Raw genomic sequence first — 12,401 nt, 5'->3', positions numbered from 1 at the left:
AAACATGACTATAAAAAAAGTTCTTATGTGTCCACCAACTTATTTTGATATTGAATATTCAATTAATCCTTGGATGGATATTAATAATAAAGTAGATAAAGCGAAAGCTAAAAAGCAATGGGATTACGTTTATAACATTCTTACTGATTTAAATATCGAAATTGAAATTCTTGAACCAGCGCCAGGACTTCCAGATATGACATTTATAGGGGATGCTGGAATGGTTCATAATAAAAAGTTTTTAGCGACAAACTTTCGACATGCTGAAAGGCAAGGAGAAGTGGAACATTATATTAAATGGATGAAAGAAAACGATTATCCTGTTTATGAAGTACCTAAAGAGGTGTATTTCGAAGGACTTGGAGACATCGTTTACTTTGATGAAGATATAATTTTTGGATATGGTCCACGTTCTTCACCTGAAGCAATAGATTATGTAAAAGAAACTTATCCAGAATTAAAGCTTAAAGGCGAGCTGCATTTAAAAGATGAGAGTTTATACCATCTAGGCTTAGCCATTTCATATATTGACAAGGATACATTGCTATACTATCCGGATGCATTTACCGAGGAGAGTCTAAAATTTTTAAGAGATAACTTCGAACGCAGAATTGAGTGTAGTGAAAAAGATGCAAAGGAATATTTTGTATGCAATAACATTCCAATTGGGAACAACATATTAATGGATAATTGTACTGAAGAATTGGAAGCGGAATTTACTAAATGGGGATATAAAGTGATTAAAACGGATATGAGCGAGTTCAAAAAAAGCGGCGGTAGTGTACGTTGCTTAATCCTTTCAATCTAATCTAATAAAAGGAGGATTACTTATGTATATTATTGGCATAAATAGTGCTTATCATGAATCATCAGTCACTCTACTAAGAAACGGTGAGATTGTTGCAGCAGCAGAAGAGGAGCGCTTTACAAGAATTAAACATGCAAAACCGGCAAATGTTGATAACCCAGATCAACTCCCTATAGAGGCGTTACAATATTGCTTAGATACAGCGGGTATACAGATACAGGATGTTGAAGCGATAGGATACTCGATGCTACCAGAAAAAAGACTTGCTAATAAGGATTTTGAAGATTATGTGATTCAAGGAGATTGGGGTAGTGAAGAGGGAGAAAATTTATATCTGAAAAAGCTTCAGACAATTCCTTCAAAGTTAGAGTCCATGGGCTTCAATGGAGAATTTCATTGGATTAGCCATCATATGTGTCATGCGGCATCAGCGTTTTATCCATCCCCCTTTGAAGAGTCCGCTGTATTAGCGGTGGATGGAATCGGTGAAACTGGTTCAACATTATTCTGTTATGGGAAGGGTCATGAGCTTAATGGATTTGCCGAAATCGAATATCCCGCTTCCTTAGGATTTTTATGGGAAAAGATTTCTATGTTTTTAGGATATTCGGAATATGATGCATGCAAGGTAATGGGGCTAGCGGGATATGGTGATCCTAACCGATTTATAGATCAATATAAATCAATTGTTAAGCTAGTTCCTGATGGGAAGTTTGAGTTAGACAATGAAGTATTACGATTTCGGGTACAAGATTTTGAACCGTTAGAGAATTTGTTCTCTGTTCATAAGAGAACTCCTGATGGTGAAATGACGCAGGATTATAAAGATATTGCTGCAGCTTTACAAAAGGTTACAGAAGAAACCATTTTACATATGGTTCAATATGCTTATGAACATTGTAAAACAAATGCATTATGTCTTGCTGGAGGAGTGGCTTTAAACTGTGTTGCCAATGAAATTTTACTTAAACAAAGTCTATTCGAACAAATTTATATACAACCTGCAGCACATGATGGTGGTACTTCATTGGGGGCTGCATACTATATTTGGCACCATATATTACAAAACACAGAAAGAGTACCAATGAAGAATGCTTATCTTGGTCCAGAATTTACAGATGAGGAAATAGTAAAAGTGATTAAAGAACAAGGATTGATCTATAACAAGGTCGATGAGATAGAGAAAGAGGTTGCTAGATTGCTAAGTGAGCAAAATATTGTTGCTTGGTTTCAGGGAAGAATGGAATTTGGACCGAGGGCATTAGGGAATCGAAGCTTACTAGCCGATCCTCGTAAATATGAAATGAGAGAACGTCTAAACCATGTGGTTAAGAATAGGGAGGATTACCGTCCATTTGCACCAAGCGTTCTTGCGGAAGAAGCAAATAATTGGTTTGTGATGGATAAAGAGTCAAGTGCAACTGATTTCATGTTGATGAGTTTTAAAGCGAAAGATAAATCTAAAATTCCTTCGGTTGTACATGTAGATGGTACAAGCCGTGTCCAGACAGTGAGGAGAGAAGCAAACCCAAGATATTATAGATTAATATCCTCTTTCTATGAACTGACAGGAGTTCCTATGGTACTTAATACTTCGTATAACGATAGAGAACCCATTGTCTGCACACCATTTGATGCAATTAAAACGTTTAAAAAGGGAAGATAGATTATTTGGCTATTGGTGACTACTTAATCTCAAGCAGGGATCTTTAAAGAAGGGGAAAGATAGAATGGGAACTCGTGACAATAAAGTTAAAATCCTATCTGATGAACAGAAAAAGCTGTTGCTTCGAAGTATGTTGCAGTCAAAACGTAATCATGACAAACCACGGATAAAAAAAGTAAAGGATAAGAATATCCTTTCTTTTGCACAACAAAGAATGTGGTTATTGCATCAGCTTGATCCAAGTGGGAGTCAATACAATATGTACGATGCTTTTGTAGTCCAAGGTCCATTGGACTACAAAACCCTTCTCAAGAGCATTAATGCGATCGTAAAAAAACACAAAATTTTAAGAACGGTGTATAAGTATATTAAAGAAGATGGATCAGTACAACCGATAGTTCTACCATTCAAAGAGCAGAATATAAAATTAGTAGAAAAAGAGAATGACCAGGGAATAGAATCATTCATTACAAATGAGGTAGATAAGCCGTTTGACCTAGAGCGAGGACCATTGTTTGAAGTGACTCTCATTAGAAAACATGTGAAATATCATGTGCTACTAATAAGAATGCATCATATTTTAGCTGACGGTTGGTCCTTTACCATTTTAAGAAAAGAATTAAAAGGTATGTATCAGGCTTACCATACACTAGAAGAAGTACAGGAAGATAGTTTATCAATTTTTCAAGAACCTACAATTCAATATAATGATTTTGCATACTGGCAGAAGGACCTCTTTGATAAGGGGGGATATGAAAAACAGGTTCAATATTGGCAAAATCAATTACAGAATATAAAATCGTTAGAAATTCCAACGGATTTTCAACGGCCGAAAGTACTATCTAACAAGGGAGCAAGGTACCAATCTGAGTTAGATGAAAACTTGTCAGAGCGTATCGAGCAATTTTGTCTTAAACACAACTGTACTTTGTATATGTTTATGCTTGCAGTATACTCGACATTATTATTTCGCTACACGGGACAAGATGATTTCGGTATTGGTTCTCCAATCGCAAATAGAAACTCTAAAGAGCTAGAAGATATAATAGGTTTTTTTGTAAACACATTAGTTATACGCTCACAATTATCTGAAAACGAGACGTTTAATGAATCATTAGAGAAAATCACAAATACTACTTTAGAGGCATTTCGAAATCAGGATGTTCCCTTTGAAAAAATAGTGGAAATCGTTAATCCGGAACGGAAAGTAAGCCATAATCCACTTGTACAAGTAGCATATGTACATCATAATACACCGAGCGAGAAATTAATTATTTCTGACTTGACTATAGAAGAATATTATGTCAAACAAACGACAAGTAAATTTGACCTATTGATGATTACTTGGAAAAAAGACGGTATTCTAAACATTGCATTTGATTATAGTACCGAATTATATGCTAAAAAAACAGTTCGAAGTATCGTTGACCAACTAATCCATATTATAGACCAAGTACTTGAAGATATAAACCTTCCAATATCCCAGATTGAACTTTTAAATTCTGGTAAAAGCAATATGCCTGCTTTAGCCAGCGGCGTTACTAATAGAAACCTCGGATATGAGGAACGGGAAATAGACGATGATTTGTTTAGCTACCCGGAAGAAGAGTTACAGAAATCATCACTACAAGTAGGAGAAATCGAATCTTTAACAGAAAAAGAGTGTCACATTCAATTAGAAAAATGGAACAATACCCAAACGGAATATCCGAGACAAAAGAGTGTGGACCAATTATTTGAAGAGCAGACTACTCAAACACCTAGTCATATTGCTTTGGAAGAGAAAGGACAGACACTGACTTACCAGGAAGTGAATGAACATTCCAATCAATTGGCGAGATATCTACTTGATCAGGGGATTAAACCTGGAGACCAGATAGGAATATGGATGAACTCTTCCATATCCATGGTGATCTCCATGCTGGGAATATTAAAAGTAGGTGGAATATATATACCTCTAGATCGTTCTCTCCCAGAAGAACGAGTCAAGAATATGGTAGAGGGGATTCACACAGTTCTAACGACAAGGAAGATGGCCAAGAATGCTCCATCTGTATTCTCCAAATTGATTTATTTAGATGAGGCACAAGAGGAGATCAGTAAGTACAGTCATCAGAATATTCTTTCAGAAGAAACGGGAAGGGATAATGAGAGAGCAGAGGAACCAGCATATATTATGTTTACATCTGGATCAACTGGAAAGCCAAAAGGAGTAGTCATACCCCATCGGGGTATAGTTCGTTTGGTTAAGAATGTGGACTATGTACAACTCGACTCAGAACAAACCATCTTGCAGATTGCCCCTGTATCGTTTGACGCTTCCACATTTGAGATTTGGGGTGCACTTCTTAACGGAGGTAAATTAGTTCTGATGCCAATTGAAAAGCCGTCTCTTTCGGAATTAGGTGAATGGATCCGCAACTCGAAAGCAACGACAGTCTGGTTAACGGCAGGATTATTCCATCAATTAGTCGATCGGCATCTAGAAGACCTTCAAGGCCTGAAACAATTGCTTGCAGGAGGAGACGTCTTGTCCGTGCAGCATTGTAACAAAGTACGCCAGACGTTTCCAGAATGTCGACTCATTAATGGGTACGGACCAACTGAGAATACTACCTTTACGTGTACCTTTACCCTTACCGATTATGAGTACAAAAATACGATCCCTATTGGAAAGCCAATCAACAATACCCAAGTTTATCTTTTAGATCAAGAATTTCAACCCGTTCCAGTTGGAACCGTAGGTGAACTTTTTATTGGAGGAGATGGTTTAGCTAAGGGGTATTTAAATCAAGAGGAACAAACGAGAAGCAGGTTTATTCAGCACCCATGGAAAAAAGGAGAACGACTTTATCGTACAGGAGACCTAGCTCGATACCGTGGAGATGGAACGATTGAGTTTATCGGTAGAAAGGATTTTCAAGTGAAAATACGGGGTTACCGAATTGAACTCGAAGAGATTGAACGTATTATCCAAGAACTAAGGGGTATTGAAGACGCTGTTGTTCACTGTTGGGGAGAGCGAGAGGAAAAGCAGTTGGTGGCCTATGTCGTAGGGGGATTAGAAGAAGGATGGATTCAGCGGATACGGACAAGCCTTGAGAAAAGGCTACCATCTTATATGGTTCCAAATCGCTTTATCCAGATGGAACAGCTGCCACTTACTTTAAACGGAAAAGTAGACCGGAAGGCTCTACCAGAACCAAGTATGGATAGGCCGGAACTGGTCAATTATGTTGCCCCAAGTACGGATTTAGAGATTCGGATGGCTAAGATTTGGTCCGATATACTGGGAATCGAACGAGTTGGCATTCACGATAACTTCTTTGATTTAGGTGGACATTCGTTAATAGCGACTCAGATAGTAGCGCATATTTTCAATCATTTTCAAATTGAACTGCCCCTGAGGGAAATATTTGAATATCAAACAATTTATGAGTTAGTTGGTCGTATTCAACATAAGGAGCGACTTGAAATTAAGAAAATCACTCCGATGCCAGTGAGGGGACAAGAGCAAGACATTCCGCTTTCCTTCGCTCAACAACGGATGTGGCTACTTCATCGCTTAGACCCAGATAGTGTAGCTTATCATATATGTGGAGCTATCCAACTCAACGGAGCATTAGATCGGGAAGCATTGAAAAAAGGGTTACATTCGATTGTTGAGCGGCATAGTGTTCTACGAACACGTTTCATGTACTCAAATGAAAAGGGGATGCCAGTTCAAGTAATTGATTCTATAAATGGCTTTACGGTAAACGCACTCGAGTTGGAAGAGGAAGAGGTGCAAGCTTTTATCTCAGAAGAGATGAATCGACCGTTTAATTTAGAAGAAGGACCACTTTTCGAACCAACTTTAATCAAACTATCCGATAAGAAGCACATTCTCTTTTTACGAATGCACCATATCGTATCCGATGGATGGTCGATGGGATTATTTAGGAAAGAATTCAAAAAATTATATGAGGGGTACGTACAGGAGACTTCTCCAACTCTTTCTCCTCTTCCAATTCAATACAGTGATTTTTCATACTGGCAAAGAAACCTATATGAAAAAGGAGAACTAGAGGATCAAATTAATTACTGGAAAGAGAAACTTCGGGATGTAACTCCTTTGAATTTTCTAACAGACTATCCAAGACCAAGTCGCCCAACATTTACTGGGAAAATAGAGCAATTCCAGCTAACGGCAAAGGAGACAAAGCAGATTAAAGAGTGGTGTCAGCAACATAACGGTACATTCTATATGTATATGTTGAGCATCATAAAGGTCCTTCTTTATCGCTATACACAGCAAGAGGATTTATGTATAGGGACACCAATCGCTAATCGGAATCAAGCGGAGATTGAAAATCTCATAGGCTTCTTTGTGAATACGTTGGTTCTACGAACCAAGGTTACAGGGGAATATACGTATCAGGAACTATTTGAGCATATTAAGGAAAGTACTTTAGAGGCCTATTCTAACCAGGATATACCTTTTGAAAAAGTAGTAGAATTGGTTAATCCTGAGCGAGATTTAACAAATACGAACCCATTATTCCAAGTTGCGTATAGCCATCAGAACATGTCTTCGGAAGCATTAGAATTCGAAGGATTGACGGTGGAGGAATACCAGTTAGAACATACGATTAGCAAATTTGACTTAATGTTCTTAACGAGTGAAATTGATGGACAATTTCACGTGAATGTTGAATACAGCACAGACCTGTTTAAGGAGACGACCATTCAGCAACTCATGGGTCACCTGCATAAGATTCTGAAAGAAGTGCTTCGAAACCCAGAAGTACAAGTAGGAAAGATTGACCTGTTAACCGAGAAAGAACGTCAGCTTCAACTAGAAGAATGGAACAATACCCAAACGGAATATCCGAGACAAAAGAGTGTGGACCAATTATTTGAAGAGCAGGCTACCCAAACACCGAGTCATATTGCTTTAGAAGAGAAAGGACAGACACTGACTTACCAGGAAGTGAATGAGCGTTCCAATCAGTTGGCGAGATATCTACTTGATCAGGGGATTAAACCTGGAGACCAGATAGGAATATGGATGAACTCTTCTATACCCATGGTGATCTCCATGCTAGGAATATTAAAAGTAGGTGGAATATATATACCTCTAGATCGTTCTCTCCCAGAAGAACGAGTCAAGAATATGGTAGAGGGGATTCACACAGTTCTAACAACAAGGAAGATGGCCAAGAATGCTCCATCTGTATTCTCCAAATTGATTTATTTAGATGAGGCACAAGAGGAGATCAGTAAGTTCAGTCATCAGAATATTCTTTCAGAAGAAACAGGAAGGGATAATGAGAGAGCAGAGGAACCAGCATATATTATGTTTACATCCGGATCAACTGGAAAACCAAAAGGAGTAGTCATACCCCATCGGGGTATTGTTCGTTTGGTTAAGAATGTGGACTATGTACAACTCGACTCAGAACAAACCATCTTACAGATTGCCCCTGTTTCGTTTGACGCTGCAACGTTTGAGATTTGGGGTGCACTTCTTAACGGAGGTAAATTAGTTCTGATGCCAATTGAAAAGCCGTCTCTTTCGGAATTAGGTGAATGGATCCGCAATTCGAAAGCAACGACAGTCTGGTTAACGGCAGGATTATTCCATCAATTAGTCGATCGGCATCTAGAAGACCTTCAAGGTCTGAAACAATTGCTTGCAGGAGGAGACGTCTTGTCTGTGCAGCATTGTAACAAAGTACGCCAGACGTTTCCAGAATGTCGACTCATTAATGGGTACGGACCGACTGAGAATACTACCTTTACGTGTACCTTTACCCTTACCGATTATGAGTACAAAAATACGATCCCTGTTGGAAAGCCAATCAACAATACCCAAGTTTATCTTTTAGATCAAGAATTTCAACCCGTTCCAGTTGGAACCGCAGGTGAACTTTTTATTGGAGGAGATGGTTTAGCTAAGGGGTATTTAAATCAAGAAGAACAAACGAGAAGCAGGTTTATTCAGCACCCATGGAAAAAAGGAGAACGACTTTATCGTACAGGAGACTTAGCTCGATACCGTGGAGATGGAACGATTGAGTTTATCGGTAGAAAGGATTTTCAAGTAAAAATACGGGGTTACCGGATTGAACTCGAAGAGATTGAACGTATTATCCAAGAACTAAGGGGTATTGAAGACGCTGTTGTTCACTGTTGGGGAGAGCGAGAAGAAAAGCAGTTGGTGGCCTACGTCGTAGGGGGATTAGAAGAAGGATGGATTCAGCGGATACGGACAAGCCTTGAGAAAAGGCTACCATCTTATATGGTTCCAAATCGCTTTATCCAGATGGAACAGCTGCCACTTACTCTAAACGGAAAAGTAGACCGGAAGGCTCTACCAGAACCAAGTATGGATAGACCGGAACTGGCCAACTATGTTGCCCCAAGTACGGATATAGAGATTCGGATGGCTGAGATTTGGTCCGATATATTGGGGATCGAACGAGTTGGCATTCACGATAACTTCTTTGATTTAGGTGGACATTCGTTAATAGCGACTCGGATTGTTGCGCATATTTTCAATGAGTTTCAAATTGAACTGCCCCTGAGGGAAATATTTGAATGTCAAACGATTTATGAGTTAGTTGGTCGTATTCAACAAATGGAACCACAAGAAGTTAAAATAATCACTCCGATGCCAGTGAGGGGACAAGAGCAAGACATACCGCTTTCCTTCGCTCAACAACGGATGTGGCTACTTCATCGCTTAGACCCAGATAGTGTAGCTTATCATATATGTGGAGCTATCCAACTCATCGGAGCATTAGATCGAGAAGCATTGAAAAAAGGGTTACATTCGATTGTTGAGCGACATAGTGTTCTACGAACACGTTTCATGTACTCGAATGAAAAGGGTATGCCAGTTCAAGTAATTGATTCTATAAATGGCTTTACGGTAAGCTCACTCGAGTTGGATGAGGAAGAGGTGCAAGCTTTTATCTCAGAAGAGATGAATCGACCGTTTAATTTAGAAGAAGGACCGCTTTTCGAACCAACTTTAATCAAACTATCCGATACGAAGCATATTCTCTTTTTACGAATGCACCATATCGTATCCGATGGATGGTCGATGGGATTATTTAGGAAAGAAATCAAAAAATTATATGAGGGGTACGTACAGGAGACTTCTCCAACTCTTTCTCCTCTTCCAATTCAATACAGTGATTTTTCATATTGGCAAAGAAGCCAATATGAAAAAGGAGAACTAGAGGATCAAATTAACTACTGGAAAGAGAAACTTCGGGATGTAACTCCTTTGAATTTTCCAACAGACTATCCAAGACCAAGTCGCCCAACATTTACTGGGAAAATAGAACAATTCCAGCTAACGGCAAAGGAGACAAAGCAGATTAAAGAGTGGTGTCAGCAACATAACGGTACATTCTATATGTATATGTTGAGCATCCTGAAGGTTCTTCTTTATCGCTATACACAGCAAGAGGATTTATGTATAGGGACACCAATCGCTAATCGGAATCAAGCGGAGATTGAAGATCTCATAGGCTTCTTTGTGAATACGTTGGTTCTACGAACCAAGGTTACAGGGGAATATACGTATCAGGAACTATTTGAGCATATTAAGGAAAGCACTTTAGAGGCCTATTCTAACCAGGATATACCTTTTGAAAAAGTAGTAGAATTGGTCAATCCTGAGCGAGATTTAACAAATACGAACCCATTATTCCAAGTTGCGTATAGCCATCAGAACATGTCTTCGGAAGCATTAGAATTCGAAGGATTGATGGTGGAGGAATATCAGTTAGAGCATACGATTAGCAAATTTGACTTAATGTTCTTAACGAGTGAAATTGATGGACAATTTCACGTGAATGTTGAATACAGCACAGACCTGTTTAAGGAGACGACCATTCAGCAACTTATGGGTCACCTGCATAAGATTCTGAAAGAAGTGCTTCGAAACCCAGAAGTACAAGTAGGAAAGATTGACTTGTTATCCGAGAAAGAACGTCAGCTACAACTAGAAGTATGGAACAACACCCAAACGAAATATCCGAATCAAAAAAGTATAGACCAACTATTTGAAGAACAGGTAGTAAAGACACCAGATGCCACTGCGGTGGTATTTGAAGATCAAAGCATAACATATAGGGCGTTAAATCAACGAGCTAATCAACTCGCAAGGCTAATCCGAAAAAAGGGTGTACAAGCAGATGACCTTGTTGGAATTATGGCAGAAAGATCTATCGAAATGGTTGTCGGAATTTTAGCCATATTAAAATCCGGTGGTGCATATGTTCCAATCGATCCAATCTATCCAATCGATCGAATTCAGTATATGTTGGAGGATAGCGGTGTGAAACTCGTGCTAACACAGCAGCTACTAACTGAACAGTTAGAATCTTACCAAGGAGATATTGTGTTTCTAGATGATCAGGAAAACTATCAAGGAGATACAGAAAATTTAGTAACTATCTCTACTCCTAATAGCTTAGCGTATATTATTTATACATCTGGAACAACAGGAATGCCGAAGGGAGTCATGATAGAGCATCGGAATGTCGTAAGACTTCTCTTTAACGACAAAACGCCATTTGATTTTAACCAAACAGATGTGTGGACAATGTTTCATTCTTTCTGTTTTGACTTTTCCGTATGGGAAATGTACGGTGCCTTATTATATGGTGGCAAGCTAATCGTTATTTCAAAGGAAATAGCTCAAAACCCGAAGGCGTATTTGAACCTATTGAAAGAGGAAAGGGTCACCATATTAAACCAAACACCTACAGCTTTCTATCAGTTAATAGAGGAAGATCTAAAGTCGCAAGAAAAGGATTTGTCGATTCGAAAAGTAATCTTTGGCGGGGAAGCATTGGCACCACGACTAATAGGGAAATGGCAAGAAAAATATGAGGAAATAGACTTGATAAACATGTACGGTATTACAGAAACAACGGTACATGTAACCTACCGACTACTTACGAAAGAAGACATAGAAAACAATAGTCGCACAATTGGTAGTGCCATACCAACTCTAATTGTCTATCTATTAGATAATGATGGCAACCTAGTCCCAGTCGGTGTTCCAGGTGAGATTTATGTAAGTGGAGCTGGAGTGGCGCGAGGTTATCTAAATAAATCAGACCTAACCGCAGAACGCTTTCTTGAAAATCCATTTATACCAGGAGAGCGTATGTATAAAACAGGTGATTTGGGAAGATGGCTGCCAGATGGAACGATGGAATATTTAGGACGCATCGATGATCAAGTCAAAATTCGTGGATATCGCATCGAGCTAGGCGAAGTCGAGTCTCATTTATTGAAATTAGAATCCATACAAGAAGCGATTGTTCTCGTACGTGAGGATAAAAATATCGATAAATATCTATGCGCGTATATTGTTTCAGAACGGGAAGTTAATGGCTCAGAGATACGTCAGAATTTAGCAAAGAACTTACCTGGTTATATGATTCCAGCAAAAATCGTACAGCTTGAGAAAATGCCGCTTACCCTTAATGGGAAAGTAGACCGAAAGTCTCTACCAGAGCCAAGTATGGATAGACCGGAACTGGACAATTATGTAGCCCCTAGTACGAATTTAGAGATTCAAATGGCTGAGATATGGACAGACATATTGGGCATAGAACGAGTGGGAATTCATGATAACTTTTTTGAATTAGGTGGACACTCGTTATTAGCCACTCAAATCGTTGCACATATTCTCAACGAGTTTCATGTTGAACTTCCCCTTAGGGAAATATTTGAAAAGCCAACCATTCATGAGCTTGTGAATTTTATAGAGAATGAAAAAATTACACAAGATGGTAAAAATCAAGCAATGAATCTAGAAGATATACTCAATGAAATACAAAATTTATCGGACGAGGAAGTAAAAAATAGGCTTAAGGCAAAGATATAGACCTTTTGTGCAAGGGAAAGGGGCAGAAT

General features: G+C 38.8%; 3 protein-coding genes. All 3 read left to right on the top strand.

What is annotated here, in order from left to right:
- Positions 1 to 4 precede the first annotated feature (4 nt).
- The 3 genes from G5W_RS0119535 to G5W_RS21745 all read left to right on the top strand — a co-directional run bounded on the left by G5W_RS0119535 (position 5) and on the right by G5W_RS21745 (position 12,372).
- Positions 5 to 808 carry a dimethylarginine dimethylaminohydrolase family protein gene (locus G5W_RS0119535; RefSeq protein WP_010099282.1) on the top strand — a complete coding sequence of 268 codons (804 nt, stop codon included), beginning with the start codon at positions 5 to 7 and terminating at the stop codon, positions 806 to 808.
- Between the two features lie 22 nt (positions 809 to 830).
- Complete coding sequence (locus tag G5W_RS22595; RefSeq protein WP_010099281.1) at positions 831 to 2,474, top strand: carbamoyltransferase family protein; 1,644 nt, start codon at positions 831 to 833, stop codon at positions 2,472 to 2,474.
- Between the two features lie 64 nt (positions 2,475 to 2,538).
- Positions 2,539 to 12,372, top strand: a complete 9,834-nt coding sequence (locus tag G5W_RS21745; RefSeq protein WP_010099280.1) for a non-ribosomal peptide synthetase — start codon at positions 2,539 to 2,541, stop codon at positions 12,370 to 12,372.
- The last annotated feature ends 29 nt before the right edge of the window (positions 12,373 to 12,401 follow it).

This window comes from Ornithinibacillus scapharcae TW25 (genome assembly GCF_000190475.1).
Taxonomy (GTDB): Bacteria; Bacillota; Bacilli; order Bacillales; family Amphibacillaceae; genus Ornithinibacillus; species Ornithinibacillus scapharcae.
The sequence above is the reverse complement of the archived record's forward strand: the minus strand, read 5'-3'. Positions and strand labels throughout refer to the sequence as shown.

Bases quoted from the DNA above. Each gene is read 5' to 3' on its own strand.
- G5W_RS0119535 (WP_010099282.1), top strand. From the start codon at position 5: ATGACTATAAAAAAAGTTCTTATGTGTCCACCAACTTATTTTGATATT.
- G5W_RS22595 (WP_010099281.1), top strand. From the start codon at position 831: ATGTATATTATTGGCATAAATAGTGCTTATCATGAATCATCAGTCACT.
- G5W_RS21745 (WP_010099280.1), top strand. From the start codon at position 2,539: ATGGGAACTCGTGACAATAAAGTTAAAATCCTATCTGATGAACAGAAA.